This is a genomic window from Micromonospora sp. C28SCA-DRY-2 (assembly GCF_030519475.1).
Taxonomy (GTDB): Bacteria; Actinomycetota; Actinomycetes; order Mycobacteriales; family Micromonosporaceae; genus Micromonospora.
Genome location: NZ_JAUMKD010000002.1, coordinates 1,058,129 through 1,081,970, shown reverse-complemented (window position 1 = coordinate 1,081,970; position 23,842 = coordinate 1,058,129). Strand labels below are relative to the sequence as shown.

Here is a 23,842-nt window from a genome sequence, read left to right as displayed (position 1 = left end):
GTTTCGGCCACATAGCCCGTGCGTGACGTCACTTCTAGCGTGAGCCGACAAACGAGTTCCCTTCCCTCCGAGTCCTCACGTGGAGTCGCAATGACGGTCCGGACGACGCGGCGGGTGTTCCTGTCCACCGCCACGATGATGGCCGCGGCGCTCGCCGCCACGGCCTGTGGCAGCCCGCAGGACACCGCCTCCGGTGGCGGCGACAGCGCCGCCCCGGTCAAGGTTGGCCTGGTCTACTCCCAGTCGGGAGCGCTGGCCAGCTACGGCAAGCAGTACATCGAGGGGTTCAAGGCCGGCCTCGACTTCGCCACCAAGGGCACCAACAAGGTCGGCGACCGGTCCATCGAGATCACCGAGGTCGACGACGCCGGCGACCCGGCGAAGGCGGTCTCCGCGGCCAAGGACCTGATCGGCAAGGGACACAAGATCATCGCGGGTTCGACGGCGTCCGGGGTGGCCCTCCAGGTCGCGCCGATCGCCGCGCAGAACAAGGTGCTCTTCATCTCCGGGCCGGCCGCGACCGACGCGGTGACCGGCGCGAACAAGTACACCTTCCGGTCCGGGCGGCAGTCGTACCAGGACGTGCTGACCGCCAAGTCGTTCATCGGCGACCCGGCCGGCAAGAAGGTCGTGGTCTTCGCCCAGGACGGCGCCTTCGGCGACGCCAACGAGGCGGCCGTGAAGACCGTCATCGGCGGCGCCGGCGCGACCGTCAGCAGCGTCCGGGCCCCGGCCAGCGCCACCGAGTTCACCCCGTTCGCCAGCCAGATCAAGGCCGCCAAGCCGGACCTGCTCTTCGTCGCCTGGGCCGGCACCACCGCCCCGGCCATGTGGCAGACCCTCGACCAGCAGGGTGTGCTCTCCTCCACCACCGTCGTCACCGGCCTGGACATCCGCGCCAGTTGGCCCACCTTCGGCGCGGCCGGCAGCAAGATCTCGTTCCTGTCGCACTACTTCGACGGGGCCACCGACAACGAGGCCACCAAGGCCGCCAAGGCCAAGATCCCGGGCGGCACCCTCGACCTGTTCCACCCGGACGGCTTCGCCGCCGCGCAGATGGTCGTCCGCGCCGTGCAGGAGGGCGGCGACGACGTCGAGAAGATGGTCACCGCGCTGGAGGGCTGGAGCTTCGACGGCGTGAAGGGCAAGATGACCATCCGCGCCGAGGACCACGCCCTGCTCCAGCCGATGTTCCAGGCCAAGCTGACCGGCAGCGGCACCACCTTCACGGCCACCGCGCAGAAGAGCCTCACCGGCGACGAGAGCGCGCCGCCGGCCGTGGCGATGAAGGGCTGAACCATGCTCGCCACCCGCGGTCTGACCTGGCGGATCGGTGAGGTCGCCATCGTCGACGGCGTCTACCTCGACCTGGCGCCCGGGGAGTTCCTCGGCGTCATCGGGCCGAACGGCGCCGGCAAGACCTCACTGTTCAACCTGATCACCGGCCTGCGCCGGGCCACGGAGGGACGGGTCACCCTCGACGGGCAGGACATCTCGTCCCTGCCGCCGCACCGGCGGGCCCGTCTCGGACTGGGCCGTACCTTCCAGGCGTCCTCGGTCTTCGGCTCGCTCAGCGTGCGGGAGAACGTGCGGCTCGCCGTACAGGCGCACCGCGGGGGCTCGATGAAGCTGTGGCGGCGAGCGGCGGCCGACCGGGAGGTGGCCGCCGCCGCCGACGCGGCGCTGGACCGCGTCGGCCTCGCCCACCGGGGTACGGCGCTCGCCGGCACGCTGGCCCACGGCGAGAAGCGCAAGCTGGAGATCGCGCTGCTGCTGGCCGGCGAGCCGCGGGTGATGCTGCTCGACGAGCCGATGGCCGGGGTCAGCGCCGAGGACGTGCCGGAACTGGTCGCGGTGATCCGGTCGTTGACCGGCGACAGCGGCCGGTCGGTGCTGATGGTGGAGCACCACATGGACGTGATCCTGGAGCTGGCCGACCGGATCGCGGTGATGCACCACGGCGCGCTGCTGGCCTGCGACACCCCGGAGACGGTGATGGCCAACCCCACCGTGCAAGAGGCCTACCTGGGGGAGTCACTGTAGATGGAACCCATTCTCGAGGTGGAGAACCTGTCGGTCCGGATCGCCGGGCTGCACATCCTCCAGGGGGTGTCGTTCACCGTCGCCCCGACCGGCGTCACCGTGCTGCTCGGCCGCAACGGCGTCGGCAAGACCACCACCCTGCGCGCCATCGTCGGGCTCACCCCGCGCGGCGGGGAGGTGCGCGGTGCCATCCGGATGGGCGCGCAGAGCCTGCTGGCCCGGCCGACCCACCGGCTGGTCCGCGGCGGGCTCGGCTACGTGCCCGAGGACCGGTGCGTCTTCGCCGGGCTCACCGTGGCGGAGAACCTGCGGCTCGCCGAACGGCGCGGCACCACCCCGGCGTACGACAAGGTGTACGCGCTCTTCCCCGAGCTGGACCGGCGGGGCCGGCAGCGGGCCGGTTCGCTCTCCGGCGGGCAGCAGCAGATGCTCGCCATCGGCCGGGTGCTGCTCAACGACAACCGGCTGCTGCTGGTCGACGAGCCGACCAAGGGGTTGGCCCCGAAGGTGGTGACCGAGGTGGCCGAGGTGCTCGAACGGGTCGCCGAGTCCGTGCCGGTGCTGCTCGTCGAGCAGAACCTGGCGGTGGTCCGGCGGCTCGCCCGCGGCGCCGTGGTGCTGGCCGCCGGTCAGGTGGCCTGGGCCGGGGACGCGCAGCGGTTGCTGCTGGAGACCGCGCTGACCAAGTCGTTGCTCGGCGTGGGCTCCGCCGAGGGGCACGCGCCGGCCGCGTCCGGCGGGCCGGCCGGCGGGAAGGACGGGCACTGATGGACACGATCGTCCTGCTGACGCTGACCGGGCTCGGCCTGGCCGCGCTCTACTTCCTGGTCGCCTCCGGGCTCTCGCTGGTGTTCGGCCTGGCCGACGTGCTCAACTTCGCGCACGGGCTGTTCCTCGGCGTCGGCGCGTACGCCACCTGGTGGGCGGCGGGCAACCTGCCCGGCGCCGGCGGCGACGGGTTCGGCTTCCTGCTCGCGGTCGCCTTCGGGGTGGCCGCCGGCACGCTGGTGGCGGTGCTGGTCGAGCTGGTGCTGATCCGGCCGCTCTACTCGCGCACCATCGAGCAGGTGCTGGTCACCGTCGGCCTGTCGCTGGCCGGGGTGGCGCTGCTCCAGGCCACCTGGGGCGCGGACGCCCGGCCCTTCCCGCGCCCCGACTGGACCCGGCAGGTGACCGGGGTCCTCGGCGCGCAGGTGCCCAACGGCGGCCTGCTGCTGATCATCGCCGCGGTGGTGGTGCTCGGCGCGATCCTCGCCTTCCTCCGCTGGACCCGCTACGGCCTGGTGATCCGGGCCGGGGTGGAGAACCGGGAGATGGTGACCGCGCTCGGTATCGACGTGCGCAAGGCGTTCACCCTGGTCTTCGCGATCGGCGGGGCGGCCGCGGCGCTGGCCGGCGCGCTCGGCGGCGTCTATTTCGGCACCGTCTCGCCGGGGCAGGGCGGCTCGCTGCTGATCTTCGCGTTCATCGTGGTGGTGATCGGCGGGATGGGCTCGGTGGTCGGGTCCGCGTACGCGGCGGTCGCGGTGGGCCTGCTGCAACAGTTCGTGAACTACTACGGCACCTCCGGGCTGGGCGACATCTGCGTGGTCGCGCTGCTGGCCGTGGTGCTGCTGCTGCGCCCGCAGGGCATCGCCGGAAAGGTGGCAACGGCATGACCGAGGTCAAGAGTCCCGAGGTTCCGGCGCCGCCGGCGGCGGTGCCCGCCGAACTGACGCCGGACACCGGCCGGTGGCACCGGGTGCGCCCGTTCCTGCCGCTGGTCGCGCTGGTGGTGGCGTTGATCCTGCCGTACTCGACGGTGCACCTGCCGGGCATCTTCGAGGGCCCGCTGAACTCGCCCGGCACCCTGCAACTGCTCGCCGTGTGCCTGGTCTTCGGCGGCCTGGCGGCCGGCTACGACCTGCTCTTCGGCCGCACCGGCATGCTCTCCTTCGGGCACGCGCTCTACTTCGCGGCCGGTGTCTACGGCACGGACATCCTGGTCACCAAGGCCGGGCTGCCGCTGTGGCAGGCCGCGGTGCTGACCATCACCGGCGGCACGATCCTCGCCGCGCTGCTCGGCGCCGTCGCGCTGCGCACGGTCGGCATCGCGTTCGCCATGGTGACGCTGGCCTTCGCCCAGGTGGGCGCGATCCTGGTGGCCCGGGACTTCGGCGGGCTCACCGGCGGCGAGGAGGGGCTACCGCTGGACGTCTCCGGCCTGCCCCCGGCGCTGGTCGGGGTGGCCAACACGGTCAACCTCTACTGGCTGGCGCTGGCGTACCTGGTCGTGGTGATCTTCGTGGTGCACCGGGTGAGCGGCTCGCCGACCGGGCGGGTGCTCGCCGGCCTGCGCGACGACGAGCGGCGGGTCGGGGTGCTCGGGCTCGACCCGTACCGGTTCAAGCTGGTCGCGTTCACCCTGGCCGGCGGGCTGGCGGCGGCCGGCGGGGTGGTCTACTGCCTGATCGTCGGCGGTGCCTCGCCGCACATCACCTCCTCCGAGCTGACCCTGTCGCTGCTGGTCATGGTGGTGCTCGGCGGGCCGGGCACCCGGTGGGGCCCGGTGCTCGGCGGCATCCTCTACATGTACCTGGACCACCGGCTGGTCGCCTTCGGCACCAGCGACGCGGTGGACGCCCTGCCCGCGATCCTCAGCCGCCCGCTCTCCCAGCCGCTCTTCGTCCTCGGCACCGTCTTCATCCTGGCCGTCTACTTCTTCCCCGGCGGCCTCGCCAGCCTCGCCCCCCGCCTGACCCACCTCCGCAAAACCCTCCACCCCCACCCCTAACCCAACCCCCCGGCCCCCCGCCCCCGGGCCCGCCCCCGTCGATCATGAAGTTATCGGCGCGACACGCCGATGGCGGTGACGCTAACTTCATGATCGGCGGGGTCGGGCGGGCCGGCGTAGCGGACGACGTCGCCGCCGCCGTCCGCTACCTGGCCAGCCCGGCCGCCGGCTACGTGGACCCGGTCAGGTGCTCGGGGTCAATGGCGGCTCCGTGCTCGGCCGCTGACCGCGACGCGACCGGGTGCCGCGGCCCCCCGTGCGGCCGCGGCACCCGGTCGACACGTCGACGCTCAGCCGTTGAGCATCTGGTACGCCAGCTTCGGTGCCGGCTGGGCGGCGTCGCCGCTGGGCGCGGCGAGCTTCGGCGCCGAGCCGTAGTCGGCGTACTTCACCACGTACGTCCAGGCCTCCGCCGTACCGGCGGCCGGCACCGCCAGGGTGAGCGAGGCGAGGTTCCCGTCGGCGCCCACGACGGCGGTGAAGGGCACCTGCCGGGCCGCGTCGCCGAGGGCGGCGACCTCCTCCTCGCCGACCGCCTTGGCGGCCTCGCCGCCGCTGACGTCGACGATCCCGGCGTACGTCCGGTCGCCCTTCTCCTCGACGGTGGTGGCGGCCTCGATGATCGGCCCGGCGTTGCCGATGTCCACCCCCTCGTAGGTCGGGGTGGAGTCCGGATCGGTCAGCTTGGCGCGGTCCAGCTCCATCCAGCGGTTCGGCAGCTTGGGCAGGCCGGTGAGCCCCTCGGTGCCGGTGAACTTGACCTTCATCCAGATCCGGTCCTGGACCACCAGGAACGACATGCGCGTGGTGAAGCCGTGTTCCGGGTCCTTCACGGCGGCGGTGAGGTCGATGCCCTTCGCGTCCGGGTCCACCACGCCGGACAGGTCCGAGGTGGCGTCCTTGCCGGAGAACCGGAACGCGCCCTCGCTGCCGTCCGGCACCGCCGCGAGGAGCGCCTGCTTGCCGGTGGCGGTCGGGCTCGCCGAGGCGGTCCCGCCGGCCCCGGAGTCCGCCCCGGTCGCGCCGCAACCGGCGACCAGGGTGGTCGCGGTGAGAACCGCGGCCAGGGCGCCGGCGCGGCGCCGGGCGGTGCCGGCACGGCCGGTTCCGTTCGTCATCATGATCTCTTTCCTCCACGCGGTGTGGCCTCTGCCGGACCGATGCTGCCGGCCGGTACGGCCGAACCACTGCCGCTATGCTGCGGTCCGACTGCCGTGCACTGCCGTGGCGCACGCAGCGGGGGTGTCAGGAGCGGGAAACTCGCATGTCAGGGACGCTGCGCTTCGAGATTCTCGGGCCCCAGCGGGCCTGGTACGGCGAGCGGGAACTCGACCTCGGGCCGGGCAAGCAGCGTGCCGTGCTGGCCGTGCTGCTGCTCGCCGCCGGGCGCCCGGTCACCACCGCGCAGATCGTGGACGCGGTCTGGCCGGACGAGCCGCCGGCCAACGGCACCAACGTGGTGCAGAAGTACGTCGCCGGGCTGCGCCGGGTGATCGAGCCGGAGCGGTCACCGCGCAGCCCGGGCCAGGTGCTGACGCTGACCGACGCCGGCTACCAGCTCCGCGTCGGGCCGGAGGGGGTCGACGCGGTGCGGTTCGAGCGCGGGCTGCGCCGGGCCGAGCGGCTCCGCGCGGTGGGCCGGGCCGCCGAGGCGGTCGGCGAGCTGCGCTCCATCCTGGAGCTGTGGCAGGGCGAGCCGTTCACCGGCTTCGCCGGGCCGTACTTCGAGTCGGCCCGGCAGCGCCTGGTCGAGCTGCGGGCCAGCGCCCTGGAGAGCTGGGCCGACCTGGAGCTGTGGCTGGGCCGGCATCGCGAGCTGATCGGCGAGCTGGTGGACCTGACCGCTGAGTTTCCGGTGCGGGAGCGGCTGCGGCACCAGCTGATGCTGGCGTTGTACCGCAGCGGGCGGCAGGCCGAGGCGCTGGCCGCCTACCGGGAGTTCGACGAGATGCTGCGCGACGAGTACGGCATCGAGCCGGGCGACGCGCTCCAGGACCTGCACCGGCGGATGCTCCGCTCCGACCCGGCGCTCGTCCCGCCCACCGCGGCCGCACTGCCGCCGGCTGCCGTCGAGGTAGCCCCGCCGCCGGCCGCCGTCGAGATGGCCCCGCCGCAGCAGCCGCCGGCGGCTCCCGCGTCCCCGCCGGCCGGACCGCCCCCGGCAGCACCAGCGCCGGCACCGCCCGCCGCCGGGTCACCGGCACCGCCCGCCGCGCCGGCCTCGCCCGCCGCGCCGGCCTCGCCGCTGGGATCGCCGGCTGCCGCGTTACGGCCGTCCGACCCGGCGGCCACACCGCTGGCATCGCCCGCCGGGGCGTTCCTTCCGTCGAGCCCACCGCCGGGCGCACCGCCGGGCACGACACCCCAGCCGGGAGCCACCTCGCCGGCCGCCGTGCTGTCGCCGTCCGACGGGCCGGCCGCCGTGCCGTCGCCGTCCGGTCCGTCAGCCGCCGTGCCGCCGCCCGCCGGGCCGCCGCCGGTCAGCTCGCCGCCCGGGGGCGCGCCCCTGCCCGGGTACGGTCCACCGCCGGTCCTCCCGCCCCCGCCCGCCACGGGTCCGCCCCCAGCCGGCAAGCGCCAGCGGACGCCGTCGCCGGGCTGGGCGAGCGCGACCGCCACCATCGCGGGCACCGCGCTGGTCCTGCTCTCCTTCGGCTGCTTCACCTGGCTGGTGATGCTGACCTACGCCGCCTGGCGGCGCAGTTGGCGGCTGGCGCTCGTCGGCGTCGGCTACCTGGTCGCCGTCGTGGTCGAGGTGAGCATGCTCAACCTGGAGGACCCGGACGCCGAGGTGCCCGGTACCGAGGCGGTGATCTTCCTCGGCCTGGCGCTGGTCACCTGGTTGATCGGGGCGGCGCACGTGGTGCTGCTCAGCCGCGGGGTCTGGGCGGCGCTCACCGGTGGCCAGGGCAGCGCCAGGTTCCGCGCCGAGGAGGAGCGGCGGATCCGCCGGGAACACGCCCGGTACCTGCTCTACCACTACCCGGCGGCCCGCGGTGAACTGCGGATCGGCCGGCCCGACCTGCCCCGGACGTTCGACGACGGCGGCCTGATCGACGTCAACGCCGTACCGGATCAGGTGCTCGCCGGCCTGCCCGGGCTGACCGCCGACCAGTGCCGCCAGCTCACCGTCGACCGCTGGCTGCGCGGCCCGTACGCCTCCCTGGAGGAACTCGCCGGTCGCTGCCTGCTGCCGCCGACCGCCACCGACCGGCTCCGGGAACTGCTGTTCTTCCTCCCTCCGACGCCGGCGGCCCCGGCGGCCGAGCCGCCGCCGCCGGCCGGATCGTGACCGGAACCTCCGGCGCGAACCGCGGTGCGGTCACCCGGCGCTGGTAGAAATGCCGGATGAGCCAGGATCGGGCGGCGGTACGGGAACGAGCCGAGGCGGTGCTGCGGCGGCTGGCCGGCGAGCACGCCCGGCTCCGCGAGGACCAGTGGCGGGCCATCGAGGCGCTGGTGGTCGACCGGCGGCGGGTGCTCTGCGTGCAGCGCACCGGCTGGGGCAAGTCGGCGGTCTACTTCGTGGCCACCGCACTGCTGCGGCAGACCGACGGCCCCACCGCCGACAGCCCCGCCGCCGGGCCGCGGACCGGGCCGACGGTGATCGTCTCGCCGCTGCTGGCGCTGATGCGCAACCAGGTCGAGTCGGCCGCCCGGGCCGGCATCCGGGCCCGGACCATCAACTCCGCCAACCTCGACGAGTGGGACGAGATCACCGCCGAGATCCACGCCGGCGCGGTCGACGTGCTGCTGATCAGCCCGGAGCGGCTGAACAACCCCGACTTCCGGGACACCGTGCTGCCGAGGCTGGCCGCGACCACCGGGCTGCTGGTGGTGGACGAGGCGCACTGCGTCTCGGACTGGGGGCACGACTTCCGGCCCGACTACCGGCGGCTGCGCACCTTCCTCGGCAACCTGCCCGACGGCACGCCGGTGCTGGCCACCACCGCCACCGCCAACGCCCGGGTCACCGCCGACGTCGCCGAGCAGCTGGGCGACGCGCTGGTGCTGCGCGGCACCCTGGACCGGGAGTCGCTGCGGCTCGGCGTGGTCGAGCTGCCCGGCCCGGCGCACCGGCTGGCCTGGCTCGCCGACCACCTGGACCGGCTGCCCGGCTCCGGCATCGTCTACACGCTCACCGTGGCGGCGGCGGGGGAGACCGCCGAGTTCCTCCGCTCGCGCGGCTATCCGGTCGCCGCGTACACCGGGCAGGCCGACGACGCGGACCGGCGGGCGGCCGAGCAGGACCTGCTGGACAACAAGATCAAGGCGCTGGTCGCCACCAGCGCGCTGGGCATGGGCTTCGACAAGCCGGACCTCGGCTTCGTGGTGCACCTCGGCGCGCCGCCCTCGCCGATCGCGTACTACCAGCAGGTCGGTCGGGCCGGCCGGGCCGTCGAGCACGCCGAGGTGCTGCTGCTGCCGGGCCCGGAGGACGCCGCCATCTGGCGCTACTTCGCCTCGCTCGCCTTCCCGCCGGAGGAGCAGGTCCGCGCGGTGCTGGCCGCGCTGCACACCGACCGGCCGCTCTCCACCCAGGCCCTGGAACCGATCGTCGACCTGCGCCGGGCGCGCCTGGAGCTGATGCTCAAGGTGCTCGACGTGGACGGCGCGGTCCGCCGGGTCCGCGGCGGCTGGCTCGCCACCGGCGAGCCCTGGGTCTACGACGAGGCCCGGTTGCGCCGCGTCGCCGCCACGCGCACCGCCGAGCAGCAGGCCATGCGGGAGTACGCGACCACGCCCGACTGCCGGATGCGCTACCTGCGGGAGTGCCTGGACGACAGCGGGGCGGGCGACTGCGGCCGGTGCGACCGGTGCGCCGGCCCGCTGTTCCCGCCCGAGGTGTCCGACGCCGCGCTGGCCGCCGCGCAGACCTTCCTCGGCCGGCCCGGGGTGGAGATCCCGCCGAAGAAGCTCTGGCCGACCGGGCTGGACGCGGTCGGCGTACCGCTGAAGGGCCGGATCGCCCCCGGCGAGCAGGCGCTGCCCGGCCGGGCCGTGGGTCGCCTCTCCGACCTGGGCTGGGGCGGGCGGCTGCGCGGCCTGGTCGGGCCGGAGGCCGACGACGGGCCGGTGCCGGACGACGTGGCCGCCGCCGTGGTCGAGGTGCTCAAGGCGTGGGCGCACGGCGACGACCCCTGGCCGCGCCGCCCGGTCGGGGTGGTCGCGGTCGGCTCGCGCCGCCGGCCCCGGCTGGTCGGCTCGCTGGCCGAGCGGATCGCCGCGGTCGGGCGGCTGCCGCTGCTCGGGCAGGTGACGGCGGCCGGTCCGGCCGGCGGGCCGCGCGGCAACAGCGCCCAGCGGGTACGCGCCCTGCACGGCGCGATCACCGTGCCGGACGACCTGGCCGAAGCCTTGGCCGGGCTGGACGGGCCGGTGTTGCTCGTCGACGACCTGGTCGACTCCGGCTGGACGATGACCATGGCCGCCCGCGAACTGCGCCGGGCCGGCGCCCCCGACGTGCTCCCGCTCGCCCTGGCCATCGCCGGCTGACCGGCTCGGCGGCGGGCGTTCGTGGGTTCGGGGTGTGGCCCGCGATCGCTGCGGGCGGTCGAGCTGGATCCCTGCGCCGGTCTGGCCTGGGCGACCCCGTAGCCCCGGCACCCGGGGAAGGGACCTGCGGGCCACGCCCGCAGCGTGGGCCGCTGCTGGACCTCCGCTGCGTGCCCCGCCGACGCCGACCGCCCGAGGGCTGGCCGGCGGGGAACCGCTCGGGGCCCCAGCCGGCCCGCCCGGGGCGGTCGGTGACCCGGCCGCGGGCTTGGCCTCAGCACGCCGGCCGCGACCGGCCGGAAAGTTCCCGGGCCGGGCGGATTGCGACGGTCGCCACCCCGCGCCGCCACCCGGCGATCGTCGCTGGTCACGACGGTAGCGTGGGCGCCATGACCGAGCCCGGCACGCCGGCGACGCCAGAGCGCGACCTCGCCAGACCCGACGGGAGCACCGTCCGGCTGGCGCTGGTGGTCGGCGGGCTGGTGCTGGCCGTCCTGCTCGGCTTCGGGCTGGGCCGGATCAACGGCGACGGGCCGCCGGCCGGCACCGGGCTGGACAGCGCGCTCGCCGACCACACCCACGCCCCCGGCACCGGAGCCCACGAGCACGGCGCCGACCAGAGTGCCGCGGCAGAGGCGGCCGGCCTGGCGGTCACCGCGTCCGGTTACACGCTCACCCCGCTGAGCGGGGAGTTCACCGCCGGCCGGGAAGGCGAACTGCGCTTCCAGGTGCGCGACGCGCAGCGCCGGGCGGTCACCCGGTTCGCGGTGGTGCACGAGAAGCCGATGCACCTGATCGTGGTCCGCCGGGACCTGACCGGCTACCAGCACCTGCACCCGAGCATGGCGGCGGACGGCACCTGGTCGGTGCCGCTGACCCTGCCGCAGGCCGGCGTCTGGCGGGCGTACGCCGACTTCACCGCCGTCGCCGACGACGGCCAGCAGGTCCCGGTGACTCTCGGGGTGGACCTGGTCGCGCCCGGCGACTACGCCCCGCGGTCGCTGCCCGCGCCGGCCACCTCCGCCACCGTCGACGGGTTCACCGTCGGCGTCGCGGGCACCCCGCAGGCCGGGCTGACCGTGCCGCTGACCTTCCGGATCACCGCCGCCGGCGGCAGCACCCCCGTGCTGGAGCGCTACCTCGGGGCGTACGGGCACCTGGTGGCGCTGCGTGAGGGGGACCTCGGCTACCTGCACGTGCACCCGGAGCCGGAGCTGGTCGACGGGGCGGTCCGCTTCTGGCTGACCACGCCCGGCCCCGGCCGGTACCGGCTCTACCTCGACTTCCAGGTGGCCGGCGAGGTACGCACCGCCGAGTTCACCGTCACCGTCCCCTGACGGTGGTGCCGGTTCAGCCGGCCCGGCGGATCGGGCGGCGGGCGAGGTAGCGCAGCAGGTCGCGGATGTGGTGCTTCTCCTCGAGCGGCACCGTCGGGTCGGCCAGCCGTTGCAGGATCACCCGGACGTCGGCCTCCACCGGGCCGTCATCGGTACGTCGGCGCGGGGTGGGGCCGGCGTCGGGCAGGCCGAGGGCGCGGAAGGCGGCGGCGACCGGTAGGTCGAGCGCGGCGCAGAAGCCGCGGACCTTGGCCAGCTCCGGGTAGTCCTGCCAGTCGCCGGCGAGCCAGCGGAAGACGGTCGAGCGGCCCACGCCGGTGTGCGCGGCCAGATCCGTGACGGTCCACCCGCGTTCCTCGCGGGCGTCGTCGATGGCGCGCCGCACGAACCGTGCGAACGCCATCTGTGGTGATACGTCTGCCGCGCCCATTCCTGCGGGCTCTCTCCTCCCGACCGGCACCGACGGTGCGCCTCCGAGGGTAGTACGGCCCGGCGCGGAAGCAATTGACTGATCGACCAGACCGTCCCGCCGGCGGGACTTTTCTCGCCCCGAAGCCGGCCGCCGGTGCCGCGCCGGGCGTCCTACGCGGTGTCCGCCGGCTCCCCGGTTGGCGTGTTGGCCGGCCTGGCGGCTGTCGTGCCCGCTGGCGTTCCGGTCGGCGGGTCCGCCGGCGTGCCGGGCGGCGGGTCCGCGGGCGTGCGGGCGGGCGCCGGCGGCGCTTCCGCGAGCAGGGTCTGCAGCCGTGGCGTGACCGCCCACTGGTCGACCAGCGCCCGGTAGTCGGCGCGCTGCGTCCCGGTCGGCTCGGCGCCGGTGCGGCGGGCGCGGATCAGCAGGTTGCGCGGGGTGTGTCGGGAGTCGACGAACTCCACCACCTCGGTCCGGTAGCCGTGCAGCCGCAGCAGCCCGGCGCGCAGCGCGTCGGTGAGCACGTCCGCGAAGCGCTCGCGCAGGATGCCCTGCCGGGTCAGCAGCTCGTACGGCGCCGGCGCCGGCCGGGCGCGCAGCTGGGCCGCGATGTCGTGGTGGCAGCAGGGCGCGGCGAGCACCCAGCGGGCCCGCCAGCGCACCGCCCGGGCCAGCGCCTCGTCGGTGGCGGTGTCGCAGGCGTGCAGCGCCAGCACCAGATCGGGGGCGGGCTCGACCACCGCGTCGGCGATGGTGCCGGCCACGAAGCGGACCCGGTCGGCCCAGCCGAGCCGCTCGGCCAGCTCGGTGTTGCGCTGGCGCTGGTCCTCCCGGACGTCCACCCCGACCAGCTCCACGTCGAGCCCGCGCTGGGTGAGGTAGCGGTACGCCGCGAAGGTCAGGTACGCGTTGCCGCAGCCCAGGTCGACCACGCGCAGCCGGCCGGTCAGGTCGTCCGGCAGGGTGGCCGCCAGCGCCCGCAGGAACGCGTCCACCTGGCGCCGCTTCGCCGCCGAGCCGCCGATCTCGGCGAAGATCGGGTCACCCGGGTCGAGCAGGTAGTCCTTGGCCCGGTCGTGCCCGGCCGGCTCGGCGGTCGGCCGGCTCGCCGCCGACCGGTGCACCTGCGCCTCGCCGGACTTGGTCACCCGCAGTTGCAGGGTCGCCCCGGCCGTCTCCACGTGCCAGTTGCCGAACGGCTCGGCCAGCAGCGCGTCCACCGCCTCGGCCGCCTCCGGGCCCGGGGCGACGTTGCGGGTGTACGGCCGGGCCCCGTCCGAGGTCGAGATCTGCAACCGTGGGCCGGCCTTCAGCGCCACCGGGCGCAGCTCGGCCCGGACCACCGAGGGGCGCTGGCCGCGCCGGCGTCCGGCGGCGACCGCCCGGGTCAGCGCGGGGTCGAGCAGCAGCGACCGCACCTCGGTCAGGGCGGCGTCCAGCGGTTCCGGCATTGCTCCATCTTCCTGCTCGATCGCGCCCGGCCCGAACCGGGTGCGCGTGAGTCGCGCTACGCCACACCGCTCCGCGCCTCCGGTGCGCCTCCTGTCGGTAGAGCCGAACCACCCGCACGCCAGGCCGGCCGCGTTCGGCGACGTCAAGGGCGGCAGCGCCACCGCACGCCCGATGCCGTCCGACGGGATCTCGCGCCTCTGGGTGCGTCTGTTGTCGCTAGGACAGCAACACCTGCACCCAAACGCCGGCGGCGGTGGTCAGCGGCGGGAGGCGGCAGCGCCTGATGCCGTCGTCAGGGGAGGTGGTGCGCGGGTTTGGGTGCATCTGTTGTCGCTGGAGCCGCAACAAACGCACCCGAAGATGGTGCCGCCCGCGCGACGACGGCGGGTGTCAGGAGCTGCGTGGGTGGAAGCAGAGCAAAGCGCGCGCAGCGCCGCCGTCGCCGCTTCCGGCCGGCCTCACGGCTCGGCCCGCGTTGCGGTTCGCCGGCAGCCCTCCGGCCCGTGGGCGGCCTCGCTGCTGGCGGGTGGGTGGGCTTGCGGTTCGCCGGCGGCCCTGTCGGCTGGCGGGCGGTCCTGTGGCTCGGGCGGCCGGTTCGCCGGCGGCCGGCACGTCGTGGCGAAATGGCTGCCATGCTGGCGGCGGCACGCCGCGGACGTAGTTGGGCTGGTCGGGGCGGCTGGGCGCTCAGACGGACGTCCCCGCACCGGGGACCGGTACGGGGACGTCGGGTCGTGCGCGGGTCAGTCGGCGGTCGCCTCGGCCGGCGTACTGGCGGCGGAACCGCCACCACGGCGGCGCCGGCGGCGGCGCGGCTTCGGGGCGTCGCCCTCGGCGACCGGGGTGTCGCCGGCCTCGGCGCTGATCACCGCGGTCGGCTCGCCGGCCACCACCTCGCCGGCCCGGCGGCGCCGGCGGCGGCGCGGGGTGCGGGTGGCCTCGTCGGCGGCGCCTTCGGCCGCGGGCTCGGCGGCGTCCGGCACGGCGGCCGACTCGCCGCGGCCCCGGCGGCGCTCCCGGCCGCGGCTCTCACCGCGCCGGACACCCCGGCCCTCGCCCCGGCGGGACCGGCCACCGCCGAGGTCCTCCTCGACCTCGGCCGACAGCCCGGCCCGGGTGCGCTCCGCGGTGGGCAGCGTGCCGGTGACGTCGCGGGAGATGTCCAGGTCGGTGTAGAGGTGCGGGGACGTGTGGTACGTCTCCGGCGGCTCCGGCATGTCCAGGCCCAGCGTCTTGTCGATGATCCGCCAGCGGGGCATGTCGTCCCAGTCGACGAAGGTCACCGCGACGCCGGTCGCCCCGGCCCGGCCGGTGCGGCCGATCCGGTGGGTGTAGGTGTCCTGGTCCTCGGGGCAGTCGTAGTTGATGACGTGGGTGACGCCGCTGACGTCGATGCCGCGGGCGGCCACGTCGGTGGCGACCAGGGTGTCGATCTTGCCAGCCCGGAACGCGCGCAGCGCCCGCTCCCGCGCACCCTGGCCGAGGTCGCCGTGCACGGCGGCCACCGCGAAGCCGCGGAAGTCGAGGTCCTCGGCGACCCGGTCGGCGGCCCGCTTGGTACGGGTGAAGATCATGGTCAGCCCGCGACCCTCGGCCTGCAGGATCCGCGCCACGATCTCGATCTTGTTGAGCGAGTGGGTGCGGTAGGCCAGCTGCTGGGTCTGCGGCGACGGCCCGGTCTCGGCGGTGTGGCCGGCGTGGATCGTCACCGGGTGGCGCAGGAAGCGCCGGGAGAGGGCGACGATCGGGTCCGGCATGGTGGCCGAGAAGAGCATGGTCTGCCGGTCCTCCGGCAGCATCGCGAGGATCTTCTCGACGTCGTCGAGGAAGCCCAGGTCGAGCATCCGGTCGGCCTCGTCGAGCACCAGCGCGTGCACCCGGTCGAGTCGCAGGTGCTTCTGCTTGGCCAGGTCGAGCAGCCGGCCGGGGGTACCGACCAGGATCTCCACGCCCTTGCGCAGGGCGTCGATCTGCGGCTCGTACGCGACGCCACCGTAGATCGGCAGCACCCGGACGCCCCGGGTGCGGCCGGCGGCGGCCAGGTCCTTGGCGACCTGGAGGCCCAGCTCGCGGGTGGGTACGACGACCAGCGCCTGGGGCAGGCCGTCCTCGCCGCCCTCGCCGGGGGCGAAGACCCGCTCCAGCAGCGGTACGCCGAAGCCGAGGGTCTTGCCGGTGCCGGTGGGCGCCTGGCCGATCAGGTCGCTGCCGCGCAGCGCGATCGGGAGCGCGTACTCCTGGATCGCGAAGGCGCGGGTGATGCCCGCGTCGGCGAGCGCGTCGACGGTCTCCTGACGCGCGCCGAGCTGGGCGAAGGTGGGAGCCTCCGGTCGAACCGGGGCGGTGGGGGCCAGTTCCTGGCCGTCCATGAGGTCTTGGGTCAGCTCGCTCATATGGATTTGGGGGTGCCCTCTCGTGGGTGCGCCCCGTCATGTCCTCAGGGCGCGATCGGTATGGCGCGGGCCACACGGTCGGGCGGCAGACTGCCGAGCCGGACCGGGCCGCACGCGCGCCGCGGGTCGGAGTGCGACCGGATCGAAGGCCGGCCGGATTGGCGCCCACGGCAACTGCTACATCCTACCTGAACCGCCTGCACCCCGTCCTGATTCCGGGTCCCGCCCCCGCGTCCGGGGGCCGGTTCTGTGACCTGAGTCACAAAATACCGGCGGATCGCGGCGTCCCCCACGGTTCGTCGGCGGGCGGTAGCCTGCGCTCGTGTCCGCCCCCGCCCCGCCCGGCCCCGCCGTCGTCGACCTGCTCGGCCTGGTGGCCCTCGGCGAGCTGCTCGCCTTCGAACGGATGGCCGCCGACGCGCGGCTCGCGCCCGATCTGCGCCGCCGTGCGGCGCTGGGCGAGATGGCGGCCGCCGAGATCGGCAACTACCGGCGGCTGGCCGACCGGCTCACCGCGCTCGGCGTGCTGCCCGACGACGCCATGGCCCCGTACGTCGCGCCCTTGCAGGCGTACCACGACTCGACCGAGCCGCGGGACTGGGCCGAGGCGGTCACCAAGGCGTACGTCGGCGACGCCATCACCGACGACTTCCTGCGCGAGATCGCGGGCGCGCTGGCCGAGCCGGACCGGCAACTCGTCCTCGACGTGCTGCACGAGTCGCGCTACGCCGAGTTCGCCGCCGCCGAGATCCGGGCCGCCATCGAGATCGACCCGCGGGTGGCCGGCCGGCTCTCGATGTGGGCGCGGCGGCTGGTGGGCGAGGCGCTGTCGCAGGCCGGCCGGGTGGCCGCCGCCGACCGGGGCGCGCTCACCGCCCTGATCGCCCAGGGCGACCAGGTGGACGTGCAGGCGCTGTTCCGCCGGCTGACCGCCGCGCACACCGAGCGGATGGCCGCGGCGGGCCTGAACAACTAGCTCACCGGCCCGCCGGGGTGATGGCGCGCGGTGCGTCGCAGCCCGGCGCGTCCGGGCGGAGGCTGGTGGCGTGGCTCGCCGTGTGCCGCCTCGGGCGGTGCCGCGTGGTCCGCGGCAGGTGCGCGCGGTCACCTGCCGCGGACGGAGGGCCCGCTCAGCGGACGGTGAACCCGACCGCGCGCGGCGACGCCTCGGCGATCTCCACGTAGGCGACCTTGTCGACCGGGACGACGACCCGCCGACCCTTCTCGTCGGTCAGGGACAGCGTGCCGGTGTTCTTCGCGATGGCGTCGGTCACGATCTGCTCGATCTCGGCCGGCGACTGCGCGCTCTCCAGAACCAGCTCGCGCGGCGCGTACTGCACGCCGATCTTGACCTCCACGGTGCCTCCTCAACTGGGGCGAAAAAGCCGCCGTGCGAAGGCTATCCGATCTCGGGGGTGGCGGTCAGGCTGACTCACCTTGCAGCGGGAAGCTGGCGATGCCGCGCCAGGACAGCGCCGCCACCAACGCCTCGGCCTCGGCCTTGGGCACCTGCCGGCCGCCGGCCAGCCAGAACTGCGCGGCGGTCTCGGCCGCGCCGACCAGGCCCGAGGCCAGCAGCTCGGCGTGCGCCCGGCTCACCCCGGTGTCCGAGATGATGGTGTCGGTGATCGCCGCGATGCAGCCCTGCTCGACCCGCTCCACCCGCTGCCGCACGGCCGGGTCGTTGCGCAGGTCGGACTCGAAGACCAGCCGGAACGCCTCGCTCTCGTGGTCGACGAAGTCGAAGTACGCCCGGACCGAGGCGCTGACCCGCTCCTTGTTGTCGTTGGTGCCGCGCATGGCCTCGTGCACCTTCGCCACGATGGCGTCGCAGTGGGTGTCGAGCAGGGCCAGGTACAGCTCCATCTTGCCGGGGAAGTGCTGGTAGAGCACCGGCTTGGAGACCCCCGCCCGCTCGGCGATGTCGTCCATCGCGGCGGCGTGGTAGCCCTGTGCGACGAACACCTCCTGGGCAGCGGCGAGCAGCTGCTTGCGGCGCGCGGACCGGGGTAGGCGCGTGGGCCGGCCGGCGGTCTGGGCGCCGTTCCCCACAGCGGTCATGGGAACCTCCGAGTTTCCTGTGTACGAGCCGGCACTTTTCCCCCGAACCGGTCCGGGTTCGTGACCCGTCGCGGAATTGGCCCGCCGCTGTAACTTATCGCCACTGTCACCACACGGTAGCCTCAGCGGGGGCGACCAAGGAGCGCGCGGTGAGTGAATCAGGGCAACCCGGTGCCGCCACCCCGGGAGAGCACGGCGACGGGACGGGTCAGCAGGACGACCTGGCCCGTACCGGCAACGGGTGGGCGCCCGCGCCGGCCGGCTGGGCCCGGAGCGGGGAGACCGGTGGTTCCCGGGAGCCGGCGCCGTCCTGGCGCCAACCCGACCCGGCCCTCGGCTGGGGCGCCTCCTCGCCCCGGCACGGCGACCTGCCGCCACCGCTGCCCGGCCTGCCCGCCGACGCCCCGGCGACCCGGGCAGCCAACGGCCGGCACACCAACGGCGTCGGCCAGCACCCGACCGAGCCGCCGGCCGACCGGTCGGCTCCGATCAGCGCACCGCCCGGCCGCGCGACGCCGGTGAGCGCCCCGCCCGGTCTGCTCGGCGAACCGCGCCGGGACTCCGACGGGGATCGTCTCGTGGTGCCGGCGCAGCGCCCCGCCCCGGCGGCCGAGCAGCCCGCCCCGCCGCACGGGCTCGCCGAGCCGGAGCCCGGTCCGGCCCGGCACGCGTCCGACGACCCGTCGGCCGGCCGGCCGAACCGCTGGGCGGAGCCCGGCCCACCCACGTCCGCACCGCCCGCCGTACAGGTTCCGCCGGTCGGGACGACCGCCTCGGGCTTCGAGGTGCCGCCCGGTTTCCACGCCCCGACGGTCGACCGGTCCGCGGCCGGCGAACCGCCGAGCGCCGTCGACCCCCGTGGCTGGGGCGACCCGTTCCCGCCGGAGCAGCCCGCCGCCGAGCCCCGCCCGGGCACGCCGGGAACCGATCGCACCGCCGGCCTCGACCGCGCGCTGACCGCCGGTGAGCCGGCCGGCCCGGCCGCCACGCCGCCGACCGACCGGACGCCGCCCGCCGAACCCGACTGGTCCGGTCCGAACTGGAACCGGCCGAGCTGGGGCAGCGGCTGGGCGCCGTCCTGGGCCCGGGAAGAGGCGACCGAGTCGACCGGCCGGCGCGCCCGCGACGAGTCCACGCCGGGCTGGGCCAGCGAGCCGAACCGGCCGTACGAGCCGGTACGCGCCGAGCCGGTCCACCCCTACGAGCCGCCGCGGCCCGAGCCGACCCGGCCCTACCAGCCGAGCCGCGCCGAGGCCGAGCAACGCCCGCCGGCCGAGCAACGCCCGTCGGCCGAGCAGCGTGCGGCGTACGAGCCGCCGGCCGAGCAGCGTGCGGCGTACGAGCCGCCGGCCGAACGGCGTCCGGCGTACGAGCCGCCGGCCGCTCCGGCCGAACGCCCGGCGCCCGCGCCGGCCGAGCGCCCGTCCTGGGCGGGCGGGCCGCCGGCCGCCGTGCCGTCGAGCGCGCCGCCGTCCCCGTACGCCCCGGAGGCGGCCGCGTCGTCCCCGCCCGAGGACGAGCCCCGGAACATGCGACCGTTCCGGTTCCGGTCGGCCGAGTCCGCGTCCGCCCCGCCGGAACCACCCGGCGACCCGTCGACCGGTCCCGCCACCGCGCCCGCCACGAGCGGGGACGCCCGCCGCGACCGCACTCCGCCCGCGCCCGCACCGACGAGTGCCCCTCCCTACGCGGCCCGCCGATCCGCTCCGGAACCGGTGCCGACGGCCCGGCCGGCCGAAGACGGGCTGCCGGACCGTACGTCGGCGGTGCTGCCGCAGCGCGTCCCGGCCGAGCCGGACGTGCCAGTAGTGCCGGAGCCGCCAGCCGTGGAGCCATCCGCCGAAACCCCGGAACTCGCCCGCATCGCCACCCACCTGCGCCGCGACGACGAGCCCGCGCCGATGCGGGAGCGGCCGGAGGGCTTCGACGTCAACGCCATCCTGGACGCCGTCCGCGAGGTGGCCGGCGTCCGGGACGCGGCGCTGCGCCGCACCCCGGCCGGCGCGCACAGCCTGCGGCTCGACCTGGCCGACGGCGCCGACCCGGCCGAGGTCAGCCGACAGGTCGCCCGCCTGCTCCAGGAGCGGATGGGGCTGGCCGCCGCGCCGCAGAACGTGCCCGGCCTGCCCACCACGCCGCCGCCCCCGGTGCGCCGCCGCTCGGCCGAGCCCCGCCCCGTCGAGTCCCGCTCCGCCGAGCCCCGGGCGGCCGAATCCCGCGCGGAGCGGGCTGTCGAGCCCCGCGCCGCCGAGGCGCGGAGCGCCCCGCCGGCCGCCGACCCCCGGGTCCCCGGCGCCCGGCCGGAGACCGGCCCGACCCGGGCCGAGCGCCGGGCCGAACCGGAGCCGGAGGTCACCCCGCGCCGGCGCCGGCAGTCCGCCGCCCCGCACCGGGGCCGGGCCACCGTCGAGGAGCCGGGCTCGGTCTCCGCCGCCCCGGCCGGTACGGCCACCGGCAGCCCGGCCACCGTCGGCTCCTATTCGGGCGGACAGGTGACCACCACCGAGACCGCCCCTTCCCGGCCACTGGCCACCGGTGGCACGTCCGGTCCCCGGGTGGTGATCGACCACGTGCAGGTGAGCACCTTCGGGCTGGACGCCACCGTGGAGGTACGCCTGGTGGCCGGCGGGCAGAACGCCACCGGCTACTCCACCGGCCCGGCCGTGGACGGCTTCGTGCTGCGGCTCTGCGCGGTGGCCGCCGCGGCGGCGGTGGACGAACTGCTCCGCGGCGCGGTCTCCGCGCCCGAGCGGGGGCGGTGCTTCGTCGAGCACGCGGCGGTGGTGCCGTTCGGCAACTGCGAGGTGGCCACGGTGGTGGTGTTGCTGGTCTGCGACGGCTGGGTGGAACAGCTGGCCGGGTCGGCGCTGGTCGCCGGCGACCCCCGGCAGGCAGTGGTCCGGGCCACCCTGGCCGCGGTCAACCGCCGGCTCGAGGCGCTGCTGGCCTGAGCGTTCCGGGGCAGACTGGAGCGATGAAGCGCGCCACCCTCTGGCCGGACCACCTCCTCCCGGAGCACTCGGTCCCGCCGCCCTGGCCGGGCCGGGAGGTACGCCTCGACGGGACGGTCACCTACGTCCGGGACACTCCGGCGACGGCGCCCGGCGCCGAGCCGGCGCTCTACGTGCACGGGCTCGGCGGCTCGTCGCAGAACTGGACCGACCTGGCCGGGCTGCTCGCCGACCGGCTCGACGGGCAGGCGATCGACCTGCCGGGGTTCGGCCGCAGCGAGCCGGGCCGGCGGTACACCGTGCCGGCCTTCGCCGAGCGGGTGATCCGCTGGATCGAGCACTCGGGCCGGGGGCCGGTGCACCTGTTCGGCAACTCGCTCGGCGGGGCGGTGACCGTGCACGTGGCGGGCACCCGGCCGGACCTGGTCCGCACCCTGACCCTGATCTCGCCGGCCCTGCCGTTCCTCGACTTCCGCCGCTCGTTGCAGGGCCGGATGCTGCCGCTACTGGCGGTCCCCCGGGGCGAGCGACTGGCCGCCTGGCGGCTGGCCCAGCTGGCGCCCGAGGTGATGGCCCAGCAGGTGATGGAGGCGTGCGTGGCCGACCTCAGCCGGATCTGCGACCAGCGTCGACGGGAGGCGCTGGAGGAGATCCGGATCCGCTACCAGGCCGAGCACTACGCGGCCGCGTACGTGCGCACCTTCCGCGGGTTGGTCTACAGCTTCCTGCGGGCGTACCTGCCGGGCTCGGGGTCGCTGTGGCGGCTCGCCCGCTCGGTCCGGGCGCCCACCCTGGTGGTCGGCGGCCGGCAGGACCGGCTGGTCGACGTACGGGTGGCGCCGCAGACGGCCCGGGTGATCCCGGACAGCCGGCTGCTGCTGCTGGACGGGGTCGGGCACGTGGCGCAGGTCGAGGTGCCGCGCCTGGTGGCCCGCGCCGTGGTCGGACTGCTCGCCGAAACGGAGGACACCGCCCGGCGGCCCGACATGGCAGGCTGACCAGGATGTCCTCCTCCCGCCGGTCCGCTCCCGGTCACCAGCAGCGCGCCGCGCGGACCGACGGCCGCCGTACCCGCGCTCGCCGCTTCCCGGGGCGCGCGTCCCGCCGGGCGCTGGAGGCGTTGGTCTTCGTCGTCGCGGTGGTGGCCGCGGTGGTGGTGGTGACCGACCGGCCGCGCGACGCGGACGCCGAGGTGGGCGTCGTGCCGGAGGTGGTTTCCGCGCCCACGCCGGCGGTGTCGCCGACCCCCGGCGTCGCGGCGACGTCGAGCGCCACCGCCAGCCCGCCCGCGCCGCCGGTGCTCCGGCTGCCCGGGCCGGTGCCGTCGGCCGGGCGGGGCAGCTTCGGGTACGACGACCGGGTCGGCCCGGCGCTCGGTGAGGCGGGAGTGCTGCGGCGCTACCGGGTCGCCGTGGAGGCCGGCTCCGGCGAGGACGCGGGGGAGTTCGGGGCGGCCGTCCAGACGGCGCTCGCCGGGCCGGGGAGCTGGGTGGACAGCGGGCGGCTGCGGTTGCAGCAGGTCGGCCCCCGCTCCCGGTACGACTTCACGGTCTACCTGGCCACCGCGGCCACGGCGCGGCGGATGTGCGCCGCCGGTGGGGTGGACATCCGGATCGGCGGGCGGCCGTACACGTCCTGCCGCGCGTCGGGCAAGGTGATCATCAACCTGGACCGCTGGCGGCTGTCGGTGCCGCACTTCGTGCGGGCCGGCGTGCCGCTGTCGGTCTACCGCACCTACGTGGTGAACCACGAGGTCGGCCACCAGCTCGGGCACCGGCACGAGCGGTGCCCGGGCCGGGGGCGACCGGCGCCGGTGATGATGCAGCAGACGCTCTTCCTGAACGGCTGCGTGGCCAACCCCTGGCCGTACCGGGACGGTCGCCGCTTCGCCGGCCCGCCCCTATAGCCCATTACCGGTAATGGGAGCAAAGGGCAGGAATCGGAAACAGTTCGCTGACAGGCCGACAGGGGCAGATACTCTTTGCCCCATTCGTGTTTAACGTGCGGAAATACCCGGTTAACGTGCGACGCTGACCGCATGACGTCGTCGTCCCCTTCCGACCCGACTGATCCCGGCTCCGCCCGGCCGCGCCCGCGGCCGACGCTGGTGCGGATGCGCCGACGCCGCCGCCGCACCGTCCTGCTCGGCCTGGTGCTGCTGGCCGCGGCCCTCGGCGGGGTGGCGGTGGCCAGGGCCGGTGACTCCCCGCGCCGGGCACCGTCCGTCGGTCCCGGCCCGATGGCGTACGGGGCGAACCAGCGCACCGAGCCGACCGGCTATCCCCGGGTCGGCGCGGGCAGTTTCACCACCGCCGAGGGCGAGTCGCCGGTGTTCGGGGCGGACGGGCCGCTGCACCGCTACCGGGTGGCGGTGGAGCGGGGCACCGGGCAGGACGCCCCCGCCTTCGCCGCCACCGTCGACGAGGTGCTGGCCGACCCGCGCGGCTGGACCGCCGCGGGCGAGCGGCGGGTGCAGCGGGTGGCCGACGCGGAGGTCGCCGACTTCACCATCTACCTGGCCACGCCGCGCACCTCGGAGGTCATGTGCGCCGAGGGCGGGCTGACCACCGAGGGGTACACCTCCTGCCGGCTGCCCGGGAAGGTGATCATCAACCTGGCCCGCTGGCTGGAGGCGGTGCCGGACTACGGGGCGCCGCTGGAGGTGTACCGCGCCTACGTGATCAACCACGAGGTTGGGCACGAGTTCGGCGAGGGCCACGAGGCCTGCCCGGGGCCGGGACGCCCGGCGCCGGTGATGCAACAGCAGACGTACGGCCTCCAGGGCTGCGTCGCGTACGCCTGGCCCTGGCTGGAGGGGCGGCGCTACGCCGGCGAGATCGTTCCCTGACGATCCCCCGCCCGGCCGCTTTATTCCCGCTCCCGAATGGCGGGCTACGTGTCCCTCCTCATGGCCGACCGGCCCGCCG

Annotated in this window: 18 protein-coding genes and 2 pseudogenes; 14 read left to right on the top strand and 6 right to left on the bottom strand. The window is 75.6% G+C overall.

The window, feature by feature from the left end:
• Positions 1-90 precede the first annotated feature (90 nt).
• The 6 genes and pseudogenes from Q3W71_RS13510 to Q3W71_RS13485 all read left to right on the top strand — a co-directional run.
• Positions 91-1,296, top strand: coding sequence for a substrate-binding domain-containing protein (locus Q3W71_RS13510; protein WP_109906123.1), 1,206 nt, complete (start codon positions 91-93; stop codon positions 1,294-1,296).
• A gap of 3 nt (positions 1,297-1,299) precedes the next feature.
• Entirely contained in the window at positions 1,300-2,043 is a 744-nt protein-coding gene (locus Q3W71_RS13505; RefSeq protein ID WP_302919591.1) for an ABC transporter ATP-binding protein, read from the top strand.
• On the top strand, positions 2,044-2,811 hold the full coding sequence (locus Q3W71_RS13500) for an ABC transporter ATP-binding protein (protein ID WP_302919590.1): 768 nt from the start codon (positions 2,044-2,046) through the stop codon (positions 2,809-2,811).
• Complete coding sequence (locus tag Q3W71_RS13495) at positions 2,811-3,701, top strand: branched-chain amino acid ABC transporter permease (RefSeq protein ID WP_302919589.1); 891 nt, start codon at positions 2,811-2,813, stop codon at positions 3,699-3,701. Before Q3W71_RS13500 ends, Q3W71_RS13495 begins: the two co-directional genes overlap by 1 nt.
• Positions 3,698-4,816, top strand: coding sequence for a branched-chain amino acid ABC transporter permease (locus Q3W71_RS13490; protein ID WP_302919588.1), 1,119 nt, complete (start codon positions 3,698-3,700; stop codon positions 4,814-4,816). Before Q3W71_RS13495 ends, Q3W71_RS13490 begins: the two co-directional genes overlap by 4 nt.
• Positions 4,817-4,917: 101 nt before the next feature.
• Positions 4,918-5,042, top strand: a pseudogene (locus tag Q3W71_RS13485) (SDR family oxidoreductase); the annotation flags it as partial.
• A gap of 64 nt (positions 5,043-5,106) precedes the next feature.
• Here Q3W71_RS13485 and Q3W71_RS13480 read toward each other — a convergent pair.
• Positions 5,107-5,934, bottom strand: a complete 828-nt coding sequence (locus Q3W71_RS13480) for a hypothetical protein (protein WP_302919587.1) — start codon at positions 5,932-5,934, stop codon at positions 5,107-5,109.
• 146 nt (positions 5,935-6,080) lie between these two features.
• On the opposite strand from Q3W71_RS13480, the gene Q3W71_RS13475 reads away from it, so the two are divergent.
• From Q3W71_RS13475 to Q3W71_RS13465, 3 genes are all read left to right on the top strand, one after another.
• Positions 6,081-8,108 carry an AfsR/SARP family transcriptional regulator gene (locus tag Q3W71_RS13475; RefSeq protein ID WP_302919586.1) on the top strand — a complete coding sequence of 676 codons (2,028 nt, stop codon included), beginning with the start codon at positions 6,081-6,083 and terminating at the stop codon, positions 8,106-8,108.
• A gap of 56 nt (positions 8,109-8,164) precedes the next feature.
• The gene (locus Q3W71_RS13470) at positions 8,165-10,312 is read left to right on the top strand and encodes a RecQ family ATP-dependent DNA helicase (protein WP_302919585.1); all 2,148 of its coding nucleotides are present in this window, start codon (positions 8,165-8,167) and stop codon (positions 10,310-10,312) included.
• 389 nt (positions 10,313-10,701) lie between these two features.
• Positions 10,702-11,649: a hypothetical protein gene (locus tag Q3W71_RS13465; RefSeq protein ID WP_302919584.1), complete on the top strand. Its 948-nt coding sequence runs from the start codon at positions 10,702-10,704 to the stop codon at positions 11,647-11,649.
• A gap of 13 nt (positions 11,650-11,662) precedes the next feature.
• Here the strand turns inward: Q3W71_RS13465 and Q3W71_RS13460 are convergent, their stop codons facing one another.
• The 3 genes and pseudogenes from Q3W71_RS13460 to Q3W71_RS13450 all read right to left on the bottom strand — a co-directional run bounded on the left by Q3W71_RS13460 (position 11,663) and on the right by Q3W71_RS13450 (position 15,903).
• Complete coding sequence (locus Q3W71_RS13460; RefSeq protein ID WP_302919583.1) at positions 11,663-12,079, bottom strand: helix-turn-helix domain-containing protein; 417 nt, start codon at positions 12,077-12,079, stop codon at positions 11,663-11,665.
• A 278-nt stretch (positions 12,080-12,357) separates the two neighbouring features.
• A pseudogene (locus Q3W71_RS13455) lies at positions 12,358-13,509 on the bottom strand (SAM-dependent methyltransferase); the annotation flags it as partial.
• Positions 13,510-14,253: 744 nt separating this feature from the next.
• Positions 14,254-15,903 (bottom strand): DEAD/DEAH box helicase, encoded by a 1,650-nt coding sequence (locus tag Q3W71_RS13450; RefSeq protein ID WP_302919582.1) that lies wholly within the window; start codon positions 15,901-15,903, stop codon positions 14,254-14,256.
• Between the two features lie 322 nt (positions 15,904-16,225).
• Here Q3W71_RS13450 and Q3W71_RS13445 point away from each other — a divergent pair, with 322 nt between their 5' ends.
• Positions 16,226-16,879, top strand: coding sequence for a ferritin-like fold-containing protein (locus tag Q3W71_RS13445; protein ID WP_302919581.1), 654 nt, complete (start codon positions 16,226-16,228; stop codon positions 16,877-16,879).
• 154 nt (positions 16,880-17,033) lie between these two features.
• Here Q3W71_RS13445 and Q3W71_RS13440 read toward each other — a convergent pair whose 3' ends face one another.
• Both Q3W71_RS13440 and Q3W71_RS13435 read right to left on the bottom strand, forming a co-directional pair.
• Positions 17,034-17,261 (bottom strand): DUF3107 domain-containing protein, encoded by a 228-nt coding sequence (locus Q3W71_RS13440; RefSeq protein ID WP_088997316.1) that lies wholly within the window; start codon positions 17,259-17,261, stop codon positions 17,034-17,036.
• 64 nt (positions 17,262-17,325) lie between these two features.
• Positions 17,326-17,964, bottom strand: a complete 639-nt coding sequence (locus tag Q3W71_RS13435) for a TetR/AcrR family transcriptional regulator (protein WP_088997317.1) — start codon at positions 17,962-17,964, stop codon at positions 17,326-17,328.
• 149 nt (positions 17,965-18,113) lie between these two features.
• Here Q3W71_RS13435 and Q3W71_RS13430 point away from each other — a divergent pair, with 149 nt between their 5' ends.
• The 4 genes from Q3W71_RS13430 (at position 18,114) to Q3W71_RS13415 (ending at position 23,763) form a co-directional block, all read left to right on the top strand.
• Complete coding sequence (locus tag Q3W71_RS13430; protein ID WP_302919580.1) at positions 18,114-20,915, top strand: hypothetical protein; 2,802 nt, start codon at positions 18,114-18,116, stop codon at positions 20,913-20,915.
• A gap of 23 nt (positions 20,916-20,938) precedes the next feature.
• On the top strand, positions 20,939-21,913 hold the full coding sequence (locus Q3W71_RS13425) for an alpha/beta fold hydrolase (protein ID WP_302919579.1): 975 nt from the start codon (positions 20,939-20,941) through the stop codon (positions 21,911-21,913).
• A gap of 5 nt (positions 21,914-21,918) precedes the next feature.
• The gene (locus tag Q3W71_RS13420) at positions 21,919-22,821 is read left to right on the top strand and encodes a DUF3152 domain-containing protein (protein WP_302919578.1); all 903 of its coding nucleotides are present in this window, start codon (positions 21,919-21,921) and stop codon (positions 22,819-22,821) included.
• 207 nt (positions 22,822-23,028) lie between these two features.
• Positions 23,029-23,763 (top strand): DUF3152 domain-containing protein, encoded by a 735-nt coding sequence (locus Q3W71_RS13415; protein ID WP_302919577.1) that lies wholly within the window; start codon positions 23,029-23,031, stop codon positions 23,761-23,763.
• Positions 23,764-23,842: the final 79 nt, after the last annotated feature.